General features: G+C 71.3%; 17 protein-coding genes. 7 read left to right on the top strand and 10 right to left on the bottom strand.

Features of this window, described 5'->3' with window-relative positions; all coding sequences use genetic code 11:
* Positions 1–367: 367 nt before the first annotated feature.
* Positions 368–1,009, bottom strand: a complete 642-nt coding sequence (locus AB0F82_RS34340; RefSeq protein ID WP_356815435.1) for a DNA-3-methyladenine glycosylase — start codon at positions 1,007–1,009, stop codon at positions 368–370.
* 108 nt (positions 1,010–1,117) lie between these two features.
* Here AB0F82_RS34340 and AB0F82_RS34335 point away from each other — a divergent pair, with 108 nt between their 5' ends.
* From AB0F82_RS34335 to AB0F82_RS34325, 3 genes are all read left to right on the top strand, one after another.
* Positions 1,118–1,900 (top strand): sporulation protein, encoded by a 783-nt coding sequence (locus tag AB0F82_RS34335; RefSeq protein ID WP_362634753.1) that lies wholly within the window; start codon positions 1,118–1,120, stop codon positions 1,898–1,900.
* Between the two features lie 105 nt (positions 1,901–2,005).
* The gene (locus tag AB0F82_RS34330) at positions 2,006–2,542 is read left to right on the top strand and encodes a YbhB/YbcL family Raf kinase inhibitor-like protein (RefSeq protein ID WP_356815433.1); all 537 of its coding nucleotides are present in this window, start codon (positions 2,006–2,008) and stop codon (positions 2,540–2,542) included.
* A gap of 148 nt (positions 2,543–2,690) precedes the next feature.
* Positions 2,691–3,194, top strand: a complete 504-nt coding sequence (locus tag AB0F82_RS34325; RefSeq protein WP_356815432.1) for an HNH endonuclease — start codon at positions 2,691–2,693, stop codon at positions 3,192–3,194.
* A gap of 37 nt (positions 3,195–3,231) precedes the next feature.
* Here AB0F82_RS34325 and AB0F82_RS34320 read toward each other — a convergent pair whose 3' ends face one another.
* From AB0F82_RS34320 to AB0F82_RS34305, 4 genes are all read right to left on the bottom strand, one after another.
* Positions 3,232–4,002: a sulfite exporter TauE/SafE family protein gene (locus tag AB0F82_RS34320; RefSeq protein WP_362634750.1), complete on the bottom strand. Its 771-nt coding sequence runs from the start codon at positions 4,000–4,002 to the stop codon at positions 3,232–3,234.
* 89 nt (positions 4,003–4,091) lie between these two features.
* Complete coding sequence (locus AB0F82_RS34315; protein ID WP_356815430.1) at positions 4,092–5,078, bottom strand: SPFH domain-containing protein; 987 nt, start codon at positions 5,076–5,078, stop codon at positions 4,092–4,094.
* Between the two features lie 83 nt (positions 5,079–5,161).
* Positions 5,162–5,590: an NfeD family protein gene (locus AB0F82_RS34310; RefSeq protein WP_030829464.1), complete on the bottom strand. Its 429-nt coding sequence runs from the start codon at positions 5,588–5,590 to the stop codon at positions 5,162–5,164.
* 110 nt (positions 5,591–5,700) lie between these two features.
* Positions 5,701–6,495 carry an ABC transporter ATP-binding protein gene (locus AB0F82_RS34305; protein ID WP_356815429.1) on the bottom strand — a complete coding sequence of 265 codons (795 nt, stop codon included), beginning with the start codon at positions 6,493–6,495 and terminating at the stop codon, positions 5,701–5,703.
* Positions 6,496–6,628: 133 nt separating this feature from the next.
* Here AB0F82_RS34305 and AB0F82_RS34300 point away from each other — a divergent pair, with 133 nt between their 5' ends.
* On the top strand, positions 6,629–7,411 hold the full coding sequence (locus AB0F82_RS34300) for a hypothetical protein (RefSeq protein ID WP_356815428.1): 783 nt from the start codon (positions 6,629–6,631) through the stop codon (positions 7,409–7,411).
* A gap of 247 nt (positions 7,412–7,658) precedes the next feature.
* On the opposite strand, the gene AB0F82_RS34295 is transcribed toward AB0F82_RS34300, so the two are convergent.
* From AB0F82_RS34295 to AB0F82_RS34280, 4 genes are all read right to left on the bottom strand, one after another.
* Complete coding sequence (locus AB0F82_RS34295; RefSeq protein ID WP_362634768.1) at positions 7,659–7,826, bottom strand: hypothetical protein; 168 nt, start codon at positions 7,824–7,826, stop codon at positions 7,659–7,661.
* A 12-nt stretch (positions 7,827–7,838) separates the two neighbouring features.
* Positions 7,839–8,084 carry a chaplin gene (locus tag AB0F82_RS34290; RefSeq protein ID WP_356815427.1) on the bottom strand — a complete coding sequence of 82 codons (246 nt, stop codon included), beginning with the start codon at positions 8,082–8,084 and terminating at the stop codon, positions 7,839–7,841.
* 151 nt (positions 8,085–8,235) lie between these two features.
* Positions 8,236–8,898 carry a response regulator transcription factor gene (locus AB0F82_RS34285; protein ID WP_362634745.1) on the bottom strand — a complete coding sequence of 221 codons (663 nt, stop codon included), beginning with the start codon at positions 8,896–8,898 and terminating at the stop codon, positions 8,236–8,238.
* The gene (locus tag AB0F82_RS34280) at positions 8,891–10,039 is read right to left on the bottom strand and encodes a GAF domain-containing sensor histidine kinase (protein WP_362634765.1); all 1,149 of its coding nucleotides are present in this window, start codon (positions 10,037–10,039) and stop codon (positions 8,891–8,893) included. Before AB0F82_RS34280 ends, AB0F82_RS34285 begins: the two co-directional genes overlap by 8 nt.
* A 194-nt stretch (positions 10,040–10,233) precedes the next feature.
* Between AB0F82_RS34280 and AB0F82_RS34275 the strand changes: the two genes are divergently transcribed.
* The 3 genes from AB0F82_RS34275 to AB0F82_RS34265 all read left to right on the top strand — a co-directional run bounded on the left by AB0F82_RS34275 (position 10,234) and on the right by AB0F82_RS34265 (position 13,078).
* Entirely contained in the window at positions 10,234–10,956 is a 723-nt protein-coding gene (locus tag AB0F82_RS34275) for an SDR family NAD(P)-dependent oxidoreductase (protein ID WP_356815425.1), read from the top strand.
* Positions 10,953–12,071 carry an S-adenosylmethionine:tRNA ribosyltransferase-isomerase gene (locus tag AB0F82_RS34270; protein WP_362634742.1) on the top strand — a complete coding sequence of 373 codons (1,119 nt, stop codon included), beginning with the start codon at positions 10,953–10,955 and terminating at the stop codon, positions 12,069–12,071. The genes AB0F82_RS34275 and AB0F82_RS34270 overlap by 4 nt, the downstream gene beginning before the upstream one ends.
* 296 nt (positions 12,072–12,367) lie before the next feature.
* On the top strand, positions 12,368–13,078 hold the full coding sequence (locus AB0F82_RS34265; protein WP_362634739.1) for a transglycosylase SLT domain-containing protein: 711 nt from the start codon (positions 12,368–12,370) through the stop codon (positions 13,076–13,078).
* 99 nt (positions 13,079–13,177) lie between these two features.
* Here AB0F82_RS34265 and AB0F82_RS34260 read toward each other — a convergent pair whose 3' ends face one another.
* Complete coding sequence (locus AB0F82_RS34260) at positions 13,178–15,700, bottom strand: FHA domain-containing protein (protein WP_436842240.1); 2,523 nt, start codon at positions 15,698–15,700, stop codon at positions 13,178–13,180.
* Between the last annotated feature and the right edge of the window lie 78 nt (positions 15,701–15,778).

Below are 15,778 nucleotides of genomic sequence, written 5' to 3'. Positions count from 1 at the left end.
CTGTTGAGTTCTCAAGGAACGGACGCTTCCTTCGTACTCACCCTCGCGGGCTTTCCTCCGGGCTTTCGTTCTGCTGTCTTGCGTTTCCGACTCTACCAGATCATTTCCGCGCCCTGCTTCTCGAAAGTCGCAGTCGGTTCGGATTTGAATTCGGTGACCATTGGGGGTCTTTGCCTTTCGGCTTCCACTACGTTAGCGCTTTCTCCTTGCGACTCATAATCGAGTCACCGGCCGGGAATTCGGGCATGCCGAACAGGACCCCGCCAGGGGCAAGTCGTAGGTAGTGGGTTGGCCGCTCCGGGGGTCTGCCGATGGCAGTGCCCCGTAAAAGCGGCTCGAACTACGTTAGGCGTCCGGCAAGGACGAGTCAAGTTGAGCGGCGGCGCGGCGCGTGGGCGCGGTACGGGCTCACCGTCGGATCGTGGGTGACCCAGAAGCGGTACGGGTGGTCCGCGCCGGCTCCGCCGACTCCCGTGCGCGGACCGCTGCTCACCAGGTCGGGCGAGGTGGGCGTACCCGCGAGGAGGGACAAGGGGGAATCGGGGCCCCCGCAGAGGTCAGTCCCGTCCAGCGAGCGGTCCACGTCCAGAGCCGTGGCCAGACGGGCCGGGCCTTTGGCGAACTCTCGCGGGTTTCTGGCTGAAACTCGACGTTTGGCGGCGAGGTCGGCACCGACCGTGATCTCGCCCGCCCGCACCAGGACCCCGCTCGCGTGGCCCGGCGGACCGCACACCAGGTTGAGGCTGAACCACATGCCGTAGATGAAGTAGACGTACGCGTGTCCGGGAGGGCCGAACATCGAGGCGTTCCGTGCCGTGCGCCCGCGGTAGGCGTGCGAACCCGGATCGGACTCCCCCTCGTACGCCTCGACCTCCGTGATGCGCAGCTCGAGGAGGCCCTCCTCGGTACGACGGACCAGGGTGCGGCCGAGGAGGTCCGGGGCCACGGTGAGGACCGGGCGGTCGAAGAAGGACCGGGGCAGGGGCGTACGGTCGGGACGCGCGCTCATCCGGTCGAGCGTAGTGGAACGCGCTCACCTGCAACCGGGACTTAAGGTTCCGCGTTTGTAAGGGGTAGTCGCGGCGTAGTCGCCAGATCGTTCAAGGGGAGTTTGAGCATGGGCTTCAAGAAGCTGTTCGCGAGCCTGGGTGCCGGTGGTGCTTCGGTGGACACGATCATCACCGAGCCGAACGTCGTACCGGGCGGGATCGTCCAGGGCGAGGTCCGGATCCAGGGCGGATCCGTGGAGCAGCAGATCGAGGGTCTGTCCGTCGGGCTGCAGGCGCGGGTCGAGGTCGAGGGCGGTGACCAGGAGTACAAGCAGGACGTCGTCTTCACCAAGCAGCGCCTCGGCGGTGCCTTCCAGGTGCAGGCCGGCGCGCTGCACGTGGTGCCCTTCGCGCTGGAGATCCCCTGGGAGACGCCGATCACCCACTTCGGGGGTCAGCACCTGCACGGCATGAACATCGGGGTCAGCACCGAGCTGGAGATCGCGCGTGCGGTGGACGCGGGCGACCTCGACCCGATCAACGTGCACCCGGTGCCGGCGCAGCAGGCGATCCTGGACGCCTTCCGCCAGCTCGGCTTCACCTTCCGCAGCGCCGACATGGAGCGGGGGCACATCCGCGGGACGCGGCAGACGCTGCCCTTCTACCAGGAGATCGAGTTCCTGCCGCCGTCGCAGTACCGCGGTCTGAACCAGGTCGAGCTGACCTTCGTCTCGGACGGCCGGGAGATGGACGTCGTCCTGGAGATGGACAAGAAGCCGGGGCTGTTCAGCGAGGGCAGCGACACCTACCGCTGCTTCCAGGTGGGTCTGCAGTCGTACCAGGGCACGGACTGGACGGCGTACCTGAACCAGTGGATTGCGAGCGTCGGTTCGCAGCGCAACTGGTTCTAAGGGGGTGGCTTGGTGATCCGGCCCGATCGCCAAGGCACCCCCTAGGCTCGGATCGCGTCCGATGCGCGGGCGCGGTCCGATGTCCCCCCTTCCGGAGGTTCAGCAGTGTCAGAGCAGAGCAGGGCGCCCCTTCCGCACGACTTCCACCCCGAGGTCGCGTCCTTCACCTTGACGAGCGATGACGTCTCCCACGGTGCCGACCTGCACGCCGCCCAGGTCCTCACGGGGAAGAACGTCTCGCCGCACCTGCGCTGGGAGGGCTTTCCGGAGGGGACGAAGAGCTTCGCCGTGACCTGCTTCGACCCCGACGCGCCCACCGGCAGCGGGTTCTGGCACTGGGTCCTCTTCGACCTGCCCGTTTCCGTGACGGAGTTGCCGGCCGGGGCGGGCTCCGGGGACTTCGTGGGCCTGCCGGAGGGCGCCGTGCACGCCCGGAACGACTACGGGACGCGGGACTTCGGCGGCGCGGCCCCGCCGCGCGGGGAGCGGCACCGCTACGTGTTCACCGTGTACGCGGTGGACCGGGAGCAGCTCGGTCCGGACGAGGACTCCTCGCCGGCGGTCGTCGGCTTCCATCTGCGGTTCCACGCATTGGGGCGTGCGCAGCTCGTCGCCGAGTACGAGGCGCCCGGCGCGCGCTGATCGTTCGCCCGGCGTTCGCCCGGTCCTGGTCTAAAGAAGGCCAGGACCGGGCATTTTTATTGCGTTGTCCCGCGTGGCGCGCGCGGCGAGAGTGGTCGCGGGCCTGCCGCCATCGTGGTTGCGGGCCTGCACACGGGAGGTGGGCGAGATGCGGGACACGCTGGTGCTGAATGCGAGCTTCGAGCCGCTGTCGACGGTGACGCTGAACCGGGCTGTCGTCCTGGTGCTCCAGGACAAGGCCGTCGTCGAGCAGTCGCACCCGGATCTGCGTGTCCGCGCCGCCACCATGGACCTTCCGATGCCGCGGGTGATCCGGCTCTGCCGGTACGTCAGGGTGCCCTTCCGAAGACATGCGCCCTGGTCGCGGAGGGGGGTGCTGGTCCGGGACCAGCACCGGTGCGCGTACTGCGGCAGGCGGGCGACCACGGTGGACCACGTGCTGCCCAGGGCCCAGGGCGGTGGGGACACGTGGCTGAACACGGTGGCGTCCTGCGCCGAGGACAACCACCGCAAAGCGGCCCGGACTCCGGAGGAGGCGGGGATGCCGCTCCTGCGGAAGCCCTTCGTACCGTCTCCGGCGGACGCCATGCTCCTCGCGCTGGGGGTGGCCGGACAGGAGGCTCTCCCGGAGTGGCTGGAGCGTTCCGCCTAGGCCGCCTGCGCTGAGCGGCGTAGCTGATCTACGTCGCTCAGCGGACCAACAACTGGACGATCGCGAGGATTCCGACCGTCACGATGACTGCGCGCAGGACCGTCGGCGGGAGCCGGCGGCCGACCTTGGCGCCGATCTGGCCGCCGATCGTCGAGCCGACGGCGATGAGCAGGACGGCCGTCCAGTCGAACTCGGCGACGAAGAGGAAGAAGACGGCCGCGATGCCGTTCACGAGGGCGGCGATGACGTTCTTGACGGCGTTGATCCGTTGCAGGTCGTCGCGGATCAGCAGGCCCATCAGGCCGAGGTAGAGCACGCCCTGGGCCGCGCCGAAGTAGCCGCCGTAGGCGCTGGAGAACAGCATGCCGCCGAGCAGGACCGGGCCGCCGTCGGGGTGGCCGGTGTCGCCTCCGGCGGCTTCCTGGCGTCGGCGCAGGGCTGCGGCGAGCCGGGGCTGGAGGACGACGAGCACGAGGGCCAGTGCGATCAGGACGGGCACGATCGTGTCGAAGGAGTCGGACGGCAGGGTGAGGAGCAGGACCGCGCCCGCGAGTCCGCCGACGAGGGAGACGGAGCCGAGGCGCAGGATGCGGGCGCGCTGCCCTTGGAGCTCCTTGCGGTAGCCGATCGCTCCGCTGATCGAACCGGGCACGAGGCCGAGGGTGTTGGACACGTTGGCGGTGACCGGTGGCAGGCCGGTGGCCAGGAGCACCGGGAAGGTGATCAGTGTGCCGGAGCCGACGATGGTGTTGATCGTGCCCGCGCCGATGCCGGCGGCGAAGATCGCGAGTGGTTCCCAGATGGACATGGACGGTGCCATCCCCTTCGCATGAGTGAGTCGCCTCCCCGCCATGAAGGTCGAGGGGTCTCACTGATCATGCAGGAAGGGGTGGCGGGTCAGTCGATGGGGGGCTGTTCGCGGCGGTCCGCGGCGTCCTTGTCCCGGGCGGCCGGGATGCCGCCGCCGTCCTTGCCGGAGTTCTGCGGATTGAAGCCCGAACCGCCGCCCAGTGGACCGAAGTTGCCCATGGCACCGGAGAGGCCCTTGAGGGCGTCGCCGATTTCGCTGGGCACGATCCAGAGCTTGTTGGCGTCGCCTTCGGCGATCTTCGGGAGCATCTGCAGGTACTGGTAGGCGAGGAGCTTCTGGTCGGCGTCGCCGGCGTGGATGGACTCGAACACCGTACGGATGGCCTGTGCTTCACCCTCGGCCCTGAGCGCGGCGGCCTTGGCCTCACCCTCGGCGCGCAGGATGGAGGACTGCTTCTCACCCTCGGCGCGCAGGATCTCGGACTGCCGGACACCTTCGGCCTGGAGGATCGCGGCGCGCTTGTCGCGGTCGGCGCGCATCTGCTTCTCCATCGAGTCCTGGATGGAGGTCGGCGGCTCGATGGCCTTGAGCTCGACGCGGTTGACGCGGATGCCCCACTTGCCGGTGGCCTCGTCGAGGACCCCGCGCAGGGCGGCGTTGATCTCCTCGCGGGAGGTGAGGGTGCGCTCCAGGTCCATGCCGCCGATGATGTTGCGCAGCGTGGTGACGGTGAGTTGCTCGATGGCCTGGATGTAGCTGGCCACTTCGTACGTGGCCGCGCGCGCGTCGGTCACCTGGTAGTAGATGACGGTGTCGATGTTGACGACCAGGTTGTCCTGGGTGATGACGGGCTGCGGCGGGAAGGGGACGACCTGTTCGCGCAGGTCGATCCGGTTGCGGATCGAGTCGATGAACGGGACGACGATGTTGAGGCCCGCGTTGAGGGTGCGTGTGTAGCGGCCGAACCGCTCGACGATGGCGGCGCTGGCCTGCGGGATCACCTGGATCGTCTTGACCAGTGCGATGAAGACCAGAACCACCAGAATGATCAGGACGATGATGATCGGTTGCATGCGGTTCCCCGTGCCCTTCCGGCTGTCTGTGCTGCCCCGTTGATCGGAGTCTCGCAGACCTGGGGGCCGCGAGCAGGCTGCTTTCACATCACGACGGCGGTCGCCCCGTCGATCTCCACCACGTCGACGGACTGGCCGGGTTCGAAGCTGGTGTCCGCGTCGAGGGTGCGGGCGGACCAGACCTCGCCGGCGAGCTTGATCCGGCCGCCGCCGCCGTCGACGCGTTCGAGGACGACGGCGCTCCTGCCCTTCAAAGCGTCGATGCCGCTGCGGTGTTGGGGGCGCTGGTCGCGGTGGCGGTTGGCGATGGGCCGGACGACGGCGATGAGCGCGACCGACACGACCACGAACACGAGGACTTGGGCCACCACTCCCCCGCCCAGGGCCGCCGTGACGGCTGCCGCCACCGCCCCGACGGCGAACATGCCGAACTCCGGCATGGCGGTCAGGACAAGGGGGATGCCCAGTCCGACCGCGCCGATGAGCCACCACACCCACGCGTCGATGTCCACGTGGTCATGGTAGGTCGATCGGGCGCGGTCGGGACAGGGTGCGGGGGACCGTACCCGGAGCGTGACCGTGCGGGTTCCTCCGGCTCGGGGCTCCGGCGCGGGGCTCCGGCTCAGCCGAGGGGCAGGCCCTGGGCGGTCCAGCGGTCGGCCCCGTTGCGCTCGACGACCAGGGGGAGGCCGAAGCAGAGCGAGAGGTTGCGGGAGGTCAGTTCGAGGTCGATGGGGCCCGCGGTGACGACCTTGCCCTGACGGATCATCAGGACGTGGGTGAAGCCGGGGGCGATCTCCTCGACGTGGTGCGTGACCATGACCATGGAGGGGGCGAGCGGGTCGCGGGCGAGGCGGCCGAGGCGGCGTACGAGGTCCTCGCGGCCACCGAGGTCGAGGCCGGCGGCGGGCTCGTCGAGGAGCAGGAGCTCGGGGTCGGTCATCAGGGCGCGGGCGATCAGGGTGCGCTTGCGCTCGCCCTCGGAGAGGGTGCCGAACTTCCGGTCGAGGTACTCGGTCATGCCGAGGCGGTCGAGGAAGGCACGGGCGCGCTGCTCGTCGACCGCCTCGTACTCCTCCTGCCAGGTCGCCGTCATGCCGTAGGCGGCGGTGAGGACGGTCTGCAGGACGGTCTGCCGCTTCGGGAGCTTGTCGGCCATGGCGATGCCGGCCACGCCGATGCGGGGGCGCAGCTCGAAGACGTCGACCTTGCCGAGGGTGCTGCCGAGGATGGTGGCGGAGCCCGTGGTGGGGAAGAGGTAGCTGGAGGCGAGGTTCAGCAGTGTGGTCTTGCCGGCGCCGTTGGGGCCGAGGATCACCCAGCGCTCGCCCTCCTTCACCGACCAGGAGACCTGGTCCACCAGAGCCCGGCCCTCGCGGACCACGGATACGTCCACCAGCTCCAGAACATCGCTCATGAGCGTGTTGTCACCCCTTGCAGTCACGGTTCACTGTGCGCCGGTAGACGCAGCCCCAGGGGAAAACCTACGCCACTCGCGATGGGGTCCGGGGCCGGGGCCCGGTGCGGGTGGCGATCCGTAAAGTGGGGGGATGCTTTTCGAACCACGTTCAGGGCGGCTGGCCGCCTGGGGGAACGCGCTGCTGGCCGGTCTGGTCTCGCCCGACGAGGCCGCGATGTCGATCGTGGGCGAGGACGCCGTGCACCGGGTGGAGGGGCTGCCGGGCGAGGCGGGCCCGGTGGGGCTCACGCTGGCGCTCGGCCGGCTGCGCGCGCTGGGGGTCACGGGTCTGCGGGTCGCGCTGCCGGCGCCGGGGCATCCGCTGGGGCTGAGCGGACCGCCGGAGTTCAACGCGCGGGCGCTGGAGGCCGAGGAGGCGGTCGTCACGGTGGGTGCGGCGGTGGGGCTGGTGCCGGAGGTGGCCGAGGCCGGTCCGGCCGGGGACGTCCACGTGTCGGTGACCTGGCACGTGCTGCCGGTACGGGAGGCCCCGCCGGCCGACGTGCCGTCGCTGGGCGAGGCGGAGCGGGAGCTGGCGGAGGCGCTGCGCGAGGCGACCGTGGTGTTGACCCGGCTGGACGTGGCGGGGTCCGGGCCGATGTCGGAGGCGGCGCTGTCGGCGTACCGGGCGCGGGCCGAGGCGGGGCAGGACGCGCTGGCGCCGGGGTATCCGGCGCGGGCGGTACGGGTGCTGGCGCTGGCGCAGCGGGTGGACCTGATGGTGTCGCTGGCGTACGAGAGCGGGCACGGGGGTGCGGTGGCCGCGTCGGAGATGGCGGCGCGGGCGGAGGCGCTGCGGCCGGTGGAGCGGGTGGCGCGGCGGGCGCTGGTGGCGGCGTACAACTCGGCCGTAGAGGCGCGCGAGCGGGGCTGAGGCGCGGGCTCACGGTACGGCGCCGTCGCGCGGACGGCCCCGGGCGGCTGCGCCCGGGCTTCGTGGGGCTCCGCCCCACACCCTGCGCCCGCACCGCCGGCGGCGCTCGATGTGCGGGCCGGTCCCCGAGCGGGGTGCGGTCGGTCGCCCTCCGGTGCCGGGTGTCGACCACCACACGTCGTGGGAGCTGAGGTGGGAGACGTGGAGGCGACGGCCGTTCGGGGTGGCGAGGGCCGGAGCAGGGGGATCACCGCCTGGCGTGGAAGGCGCCGGTGACCGTGCCGGTGTCGGTGTGGATCACGGAGACGCTGCCGGCACCGGCGTTGGCGACGTACAGCGCGCGGCCGTCCGGTTCACCGCCGGGCCCATGCGGGTGCGGCCCCGCTTCCGGGGAGAGGGGGAAGCGGGGCCGCAGGTCGGGGTGGGGTCAGGCGTTCACGCCGGTGTTGCCCCAGGCGCCGTTGAGCAGACCGATCACGCTGACCGTGTTGCCCACGACGTTCACGGGGACGTGCACCGGCACCTGGAGCAGGTTCCCCGAGGCCACGCCGGGCGAGTTCAGGGCCTCGCCCTCCGCCGACGCACCGCCGTGCGCCGAGGAGACACCGGCGCCGGCGGCGAGGAGGCCGCCCGCGATCATGGTGACGGCTGCGGCCTTCTTGAAGTTCTTCACGTTCGCGTTCCTCCAGTACGTCGGCCGCGACCAGCCGTCGCGACACGCCATGAAGAACGGCCGCCCCGCCCTCGGGGATACGCCATGTGGGCTACATACACCCGACAGTATGAATCTCAGCCCGGAAAGGAGACGGTCCGATTCGGACTCCTCAGTCTGCGATTCCGTGCCTGACCGCCCACAATGCGGCCTGGGTCCGGTCGGAAAGGTCCAACTTCATCAGGATGTTCGAGACGTGGGTCTTGACCGTCTTCTCGGACAGCACCAGGGCGCGGGCGATCTCCCGGTTGGAGCGGCCGTCCGCGATGAGGCCGAGGACCTCGCGCTCCCGGTCGGTCAGCGAGCCGGGCCGGCCCGCCGGGGAGCCCTGGTCGTCCTGGGAGAGCAGGGCCTGCGCCACCTCCGGCTGGAGCAGCACGTGGCCGGCGTGGACGGAGCGGATGGCTCCGGCCAGGGCGTCGGGGTCGATGTCCTTGTAGACGTATCCGGCCGCGCCGGCGCGCAGGGCGGGGACCACGGTCCGCTGCTCCGTGAAGCTGGTGACGACCAGCACCCGCGCCGGGTTCGCCAGCTCGCGCAGCCGGCGCAGGGCCTCGATGCCGTCGGTGCCCGGCATCTTCACGTCCATGAGGATCACGTCGGGCCGCAGCTCCTCGGCGCGGGCGATGCCTTCCTCACCCTCGGAGGCCTCCCCGACCACCTCTATGTCCTCCTGGACCTCCAGGAAGGTGCGCAGGCCCCGCCGGACCACCTGGTGGTCGTCCACCAGCAGGACCCGGATGGGGCTGCCGCTGCGGCCGGTGCTGTCAGCCACCGGGGACCTCCATCTCGATCGTGGTGCCCTGCCCGGGCTCCGAGTGCACGGCGAGGCGGCCTCCGACGCCGCTCGCGCGGTCCCGCATGGAGACCAGGCCCAGATGGCGGCCCGCCCGGCGTACTGCCCCGGGGTCGAAGCCCTTCCCGGAGTCGACGACCTGGAGGACCGCGCCACCGGTGGGTGTACGGGCGAGGGTGACCTCGACGCGGTCGCCGTCCGAGTGGCGCAGGGCGTTGTGGAGGGCCTCCTGGGCGACGCGGAGCACCGCTTCCTCCTGGGTCGCGGGAAGGGCCCGTACGCCGTCACAGGTGAAGGTGACGTGCGCGGTGTGCGCACGGTCGAGTACGTGGACGTGCGTGCGCAGCGTGGCCACCAGGCCGTCCTCGTCCAGGGCGGCCGGGCGCAGCTCGGTCACGGCGGCGCGCAGTTCGTCGGCGGCCTCCGCCGCGAGGACGGCGACCTGCTGGAGCTCGTCCTTGGCGCGGGCCGGGTCGCGGTCGACGAGGGTCGCGGCGGCCTGGGCGGTGAGGCGCAGGGAGAACAGCTTCTGGCTGACGGCGTCGTGCAGCTCGTGGGCGAGGCGGGAGCGCTCCTCGGCGATGGTGAGCTCGCGGCTGCGTTCGTAGAGGCGGGCGTTGGTGAGGGCGATCGCGGCGTGCTGGGCGAGGAGGGAGAGGAGTTCCTGGTCCTCGTCGGTGAAGACGCGCCCGCTGCCGTCGGACGCGCTGCGCTTGTTCGCCAGGAAGATCGCTCCGAGGATCTCCTCGCCGTCCCGGACGGGCATCCCGAGGAAGTCGGACATCTCGGGGTGGGCTGCGGGCCAGCCGCCGAAGCGGGGGTCCTCGCGCACGTCGGTGAGCCGCTCGGGGCCGTTCTCGTGGAGCATCGAGGCGAGGATGCCGTGCTGCCGGGGCAGGGGGCCGATCCGACGCCACTGTTCCGCGCTGATGCCGTCGACGACGAACTGGGCGAAGCCGCCGTGGTCGTCGGGGACGCCCAGGGCCGCGTACTCGGCGTCCAGCAGCTCGCGGGCGGACACCACGATCGTGCGCAGCACGTCGCGGACCTCCAGGCGGCGGCTCATGGCGAGCAGTGCGGTGCTCACGGCGGCCAGGCCGCTGCGGGGTCCGCCCGGCAGGGGGCTTGCGGTCATGGCCTCACCGTACCGGCGGCCGTGGCCTGCCGGATCGGGCGGTGGGGGGACCCGGGGCACCCCATACGACCTAGGCCGAAGGGACCCGTGGGGGTGGGGCCGGCGGCCGACGCGGCGGCGGCCCGGCCGTTCCTAGGTTGAGGGCATCTGCTGATCGGAACGAAGGCGATGGTGCTGTCATGTCGGTGGCGATCGTGACGGGGGCGTCCAGGGGGCTCGGCCGGGCGCTGGCCGGGGAGCTGGCGGCGCGGGGCTGGGACCTGGTGCTGAGCGCGCGCGGCGCGGCCGCGCTGGAGGAGACGGCGGCCGGGCTGGAGCGGGCCGAGGGGGTGCGGGTCGTGGCGGTGGCCGGGGACGTGTCCTCGGAGGCGCACCGGGCGGCGCTGGTGGCGGCCGCGCGGGGGCTGGGCGGGCTGGACCTGCTGGTGAACAACGCGGGGGTGCTCGGTGCGGAGCCGCTGGTGCCGTTGGCGGTCCAGCCGGCGGGCGGGCTGCGCGAGGCGTTCGAGGTCAATGTGGTGGGGCCGCTGGGGCTGGTCCAGGAGGGGCTGCCGCTGCTGCGCGCCTCGGCGGCGGGGGCGGTGCTGAACGTCAGCTCGGACGCCGCGGTCGTTCCGTACGCCACGTGGGGTGCGTACGGGGCGACCAAGGCGGCGGTGGACCTGATGTCGGCGGTGCTGGCGGTGGAGGAGCCGGAGCTGCGGGTGTGGTGGGCGGATCCGGGCTCGATGCGGACGCGGATGATGGCGGCGGCCGAGCCGGGAGAGGACCTGGCGGGGCTGCCGGCGCCGGAGGAGGTGGCTCCGGTGCTGCTGCGGCTGCTGGCGCAGGGCCTGCCGAGCGGGCGGTACACGGCGGAGGGGCTGGCCGGGTCCCCGGCGGGCGGCGGGCCGCAGCGATGAACGGCAGCGGGGCGACCGGGGGCGGGTCGATTTCAGGACTGTATATAACGGACATTCCGCGCGAACTATTGGCTCGTGTGCCGGCCGAACAGCGCGGTCCGGGGCTGGGGCGGGACGCGGTGAGGCTGCTGGTGTCCCCCGGCGGTGCGCAGCCGTCGCTGCACGCGTTCCGAGAGCTGCCGCACCTGCTGCGCGCCGGTGACGTGCTGGTGGTGAACACCTCGGCCACCCTCGCGGCCGCCGTGGACGCCCGGCTGGGCGGCGAAGACGTGGTGGTGCACTTCTCGACCCGGGGTGACGACGGCCGCTGGGCGGTGGAGCTGCGCGCTCCGGCGGGCCGGGGGACCACCCGGCAGCGCCCGGGCGGGCCGGCGGGGGCGGTGGTGGAGCTGCCGGGCGGGCGCCGCCTGGTGCTGGAGGAGCCCCTGGCGGCGGGTGCGGACCGGCTGTGGTGGGCGCGACCCTCCTCCGCGCCGTACGGGGTCCCGCAGCTGCTGCGGGAGCACGGGCGGCCGATCCGGTACGCCTATACGGAGCGCGACCAGCCGCTGTCGGCGTACCAGACGGTGTTCGCGGTGCCGGCGGCCGACGGGTCGGGGTCGGCCGAGATGCCGAGCGCGGGCCGGCCCTTCACGGCGGAGCTGGTGGCGCGGCTGGTGAGCCGGGGGGTGCAGTTCGCGCCGCTGACCCTGCACACGGGGGTGGCCTCGCAGGAGGCGCACGAGCCGCCGTACCCGGAGCGGTACGCGGTGCCGGCCACGACGGCGGCGCTGGTGAACGCCGCGCGGGCGGGCGGCGGGCGGGTGATCGCGGTGGGGACCACGGCGGTGCGGGCGCTGGAGTCGGCGGCGGACGCGCGCGGGGTGGTCCGCGCGGCGGGCGGGTGGACCGACCTGGTGGTGACGCCGGAGCGCGGTGTGCGGGCGGTGGACGGTCTGCTGACCGGGCTGCACGAGCCCGAGGCGTCCCACCTGCTGATGCTGGAGGCGGTCGCGGGTCGGGCCGCCGTACGGCTCGGGTATGCCCAGGCGCTCGCCCGGCTCTGCCTCTGGCACGAGTTCGGTGACGTGCATCTGCTACTCAAGGAGGACGACCGTCACGGAGTGCATTGCTGAAGCAACGCGTGGTGAGAACGGCGTAAGGGCGATGTGAGCCCCGGCATAGGACCCACATCACTTACGAAGCTCCCTAGTGGAAGAGCGCAGGTCCTGTCAGGTCGGGCAGGCGTAGCGCCGGGGCCGCACAGCGGGCCCCGGCGCCCGGCCCTGATCCACTAAGCGGGATCGTACGTCACACCTTTGCCACAGCATTTTGCCGCCGCTAAGAATTGCTCCCGTCGCCAGGCGCCGCGGATCCCGGATCCGCTCGGCGCCTTCCTGCGGCCCCCGCTATTCGAAGAGGTTGCCCCGCCATGTCTGCTTCCCGCACCCCTGGTCACAGTCGTCTGACGAAGGCACACAAGCTGTCCATCGCCGGTGTCGCCACCCTGAGCGCCGCCGCCGTCGCCTTCTCCCTCGTCCCCGCCGAGACCGCCGAGGCCGAGACCACCATCTCCGCCGCCCCCGTCGCCTGGGCCCAGGCCGTCAACGGCACGCAGACGAAGGCGCTGTACGGCCACCTCTCCACCCAGCAGGTCATCGCCCACGCCAACGCCAAGGCCGCCGCTGTCGCCGCCAAGGCCAAGGCCGACGCCGACGCCAAGGCCAAGGCCGCCGCCAAGGCCAAGGCCGAGGCCGCCGCGAAGAAGGCCCGCGAGCAGAAGGCCGCCGCGAGCCGCTCCGCCGCCCGCACCCCGGTGTTCGCGAACAACCTGGACGGCTGGATCAAGGAAGCCCTCTTCATCATGAAGAAGGAGCGCATTCCGGGCACCTACGCCGGTATTCACCGCAACATCATGCGTGAGTCCAGCGGCAACCCGATGGCGATCAACAACTGGGACATCAACGCCCAGAACGGCATCCCCAGCAAGGGTCTGCTCCAGGTCATCCTCCCGACCTTCAAGGCGTACCACGTCAAGGGCACCAAGTTCGACCAGTACGACCCGGTCGCCAACATCGTCGCCGCCTGCAACTACGCGGCCGACCGGTACGGCTCGATGGACAACGTCAACAGCGCCTACTAGGCCTTCGGCGGTCCTCGCCCACCCCGCACGCAACGCCGAAGGGCGGCACCCGGATCCCGGGTGCCGCCCTTCGGCGTTGCGCGTACTGCGCGCCGGCGACTACTTGCCCGCGCGCATGACCTCGGGCTCGTGGCGGCGCAGCAGGCGCTGCACGAGGAACCCGCACGCGATGCCGATGGCCAGCAGGATGATGATGTTCAGGCTCCACTGGCCGACCGTGGCGTCCCAGAGCGGGTCGGTGTTGGTCGGGTTGTCCTGGTCCCACGGCGGCATGAGCTTGCCGAGGTTCAGCGTGGTGCCGGCGGCGGCGACCGCCCAGCGGGACGGCATCAGCCAGGCGAACTGCTCCAGGCCCGGGGAGTCGTAGACCTGGAAGAGGATGCCGGTGAAGACGACCTGGACGATCGCGAACATGACGAGCAGCGGCATGGTCTTCTCGGCGGTCTTCACCAGCGAGGAGATGACCAGGCCGAACATCATCGAGGTGAAGCCGAGCGCGATGACCGACACGCACAGCTCGACGGCCGGCGGCATCAGCAGGCCCTCGGCGGGCAGGTCGCGCGGGGCGAAGCCGATCGCACAGATGATCACGCCCTGGATGGCCGTGATGACGCCGAGGACGATCACCTTCGACATGAGGTACGCCGTCCGGGACAGGCCGGTCGCGCGTTCGCGCTCGTAGATGACGCGTTCCTTGATCAGCTCACGGACCGAGTTGGCGGCGCCGGAGAAGCACATGCCGACCGCGAGGATCAGCATGATCGTGCCCGCGTCGCCGTTGAAGCGCGACGGCGGGGTCGGCGGCGCCAGGCCGAAGGTCGCCGGGATGACCGTGGAGACCACGCCCAGGACCGCCGGCAGGATCAGCATCAGGCCCATGAAGCCCTTGTCCGACGCGATCACCGAGACGTAGCGGCGGATCAGCGTCCACAGCTGCGAGCCCCAGCCCTGCGGCTTGGTCGGGCGCATCTGCTGCGCCGACGGCATGACCACCGGCTGCGGGGCGACCGCGTCGAGCTCGGCGGCGTAGAGCTGGTAGTGCTGGGAGCCCTTCCAGCGGCCCGCCCAGTCGTAGTCGCGGTAGTTTTCGAAGGCCGAGAAGACGTCCGCCCAGGTGCTGTAGCCGAAGAAGTTCAGCGCCTCGTCCGGCGGCCCGAAGTAGGCGACCGAGCCGCCCGGGGCCATGACGAGCAGCTTGTCGCACAGCGACAGCTCGGCGACGGAGTGCGTGACGACGAGGACCGTGCGGCCGTCGTCGGCGAGGCCGCGCAGCAGCTGCATGACGTCGCGGTCCATGCCCGGGTCGAGGCCGGAGGTCGGCTCGTCCAGGAAGATCAGCGAAGGCTTGGTGAGCAGCTCCAGGGCCACGGACACGCGCTTGCGCTGACCACCGGAGAGCGCGGTGATCTTCTTGTCCTTGTGGATGTCGAGCTTGAGCTCGCGCAGCACCTCGTCGATGCGGGCGGCGCGCTCGGACTCGGCGGTGTCGCCGGGGAAGCGGAGCTTGGCCGCGTACTTGAGCGCGGTGTTGACCCTCAGCTCCTTGTGCAGGATGTCGTCCTGCGGGACCAGGCCGATGCGCTGGCGGAGCTCCGCGAACTGCTTGTACAGGTTGCGGTTGTCGTAGAGGACGTCGCCCTGGTCGGCGGGCCGGTAGCCGGTCAGCGCCTTGAGCAGCGTCGACTTGCCGGAGCCGGACGGGCCGATGACGCCGATCAGCGACTTCTCCGGGACGCCGAAGGTGACGTCCTTGAGGATCTGCTTGCCGCCCTCGACCGTGACGGTGAGGTGGCGGGCCGAGAAGGAGACCTCACCGGTGTCGACGAACTCCTCGAGGCGGTCCCCGACGATGCGGAACGTCGAGTGGCCGACGCCGACGATGTCGTTCGGGCCGAGGAGCTGGGTGCCGGACTTCGCCAGCGGCTGACCGTTGACGTAGGTGCCGTTGTGGCTGCCGAGGTCGCGGATCTCGAAGCGGCCGCCGGGCATCGAGCGGAACTCGGCGTGGTGGCGCGAGACCTGGAGGTCGGAGACCACCAGCTCGTTCTCCAGCGCACGGCCGATCCGCATGACGTGGCCCAGCGAGAGCTGGTGGAACGTCGTCGGGCTGCGGTCTCCGGCGTAACCCGGCGCTGCGGCCTGCGGCTGGCGGGGCGCGGCGCCGCCGCCCTGCTGCTGCGGGACGTGGACCTGCGGCTGCTGAGGCTGCTGGTTCCAGGCCTGCTGGGGCTGCTGCTGCGGAGCCTGGTAGGCCGCCGCCTGCGGCTGGGCGTACGCCTGGGCCGGGGTCTGCTGCGCCTGCTGCTGCGCCACGGCGGGCTGCGGCGCGGCGGCGGCGCTCAGATTCAGCCGCGGTCCGTCGGTGGCGTTGCCCAGGTGGACCGGCGTGCCGGGCACCAGCGCGGTCTGCTGGACTCTGGCCCCCTGCACGTAGGTGCCGTTGGTGCTGCCGTGGTCCTCGAGCCCCCAACCCTGGCCGTTCCAGGCGATGGTGGCGTGCCGCCACGACACCCGGGCATCGTCGATCACCACGTCTCCCTGGGGGTCGCGCCCCAGTGAGTACGACCTGGACGGATCGAGCGTCCAGGTCCTGCCATTCAATTCCAGTACGAGTTCCGGCACTCCAGCCCCACTTAAGTCCCCCGAGAATCCCCCATGACGTCAGGGAGTCTAGGGATGGCGAACATCCGGGGGAACTAT

Source organism: Streptomyces virginiae (genome assembly GCF_040638905.1).
Lineage (GTDB): Bacteria > Actinomycetota > Actinomycetes > Streptomycetales > Streptomycetaceae > Streptomyces > Streptomyces virginiae_B.
The sequence above is the reverse complement of the archived record's forward strand: the minus strand, read 5'-3'. Positions and strand labels throughout refer to the sequence as shown.

What these genes read in the sequence shown, in the direction of transcription:
- AB0F82_RS34335 (WP_362634753.1), top strand. Translation starts at nt 1,118, where the DNA reads ATGGGCTTCAAGAAGCTGTTCGCGAGCCTGGGTGCCGGTGGTGCTTCG.
- AB0F82_RS34305 (WP_356815429.1), bottom strand. Translation starts at nt 6,495, where the DNA reads ATGAGCGATGTTCTGGAGCTGGTGGACGTATCCGTGGTCCGCGAGGGC.
- AB0F82_RS34315 (WP_356815430.1), bottom strand. Translation starts at nt 5,078, where the DNA reads ATGCAACCGATCATCATCGTCCTGATCATTCTGGTGGTTCTGGTCTTC.
- AB0F82_RS34300 (WP_356815428.1), top strand. Translation starts at nt 6,629, where the DNA reads ATGCTTTTCGAACCACGTTCAGGGCGGCTGGCCGCCTGGGGGAACGCG.
- AB0F82_RS34265 (WP_362634739.1), top strand. Translation starts at nt 12,368, where the DNA reads ATGTCTGCTTCCCGCACCCCTGGTCACAGTCGTCTGACGAAGGCACAC.
- AB0F82_RS34275 (WP_356815425.1), top strand. Translation starts at nt 10,234, where the DNA reads ATGTCGGTGGCGATCGTGACGGGGGCGTCCAGGGGGCTCGGCCGGGCG.
- AB0F82_RS34270 (WP_362634742.1), top strand. Translation starts at nt 10,953, where the DNA reads ATGAACGGCAGCGGGGCGACCGGGGGCGGGTCGATTTCAGGACTGTAT.
- AB0F82_RS34325 (WP_356815432.1), top strand. Translation starts at nt 2,691, where the DNA reads ATGCGGGACACGCTGGTGCTGAATGCGAGCTTCGAGCCGCTGTCGACG.
- AB0F82_RS34320 (WP_362634750.1), bottom strand. Translation starts at nt 4,002, where the DNA reads ATGTCCATCTGGGAACCACTCGCGATCTTCGCCGCCGGCATCGGCGCG.
- AB0F82_RS34340 (WP_356815435.1), bottom strand. Translation starts at nt 1,009, where the DNA reads ATGAGCGCGCGTCCCGACCGTACGCCCCTGCCCCGGTCCTTCTTCGAC.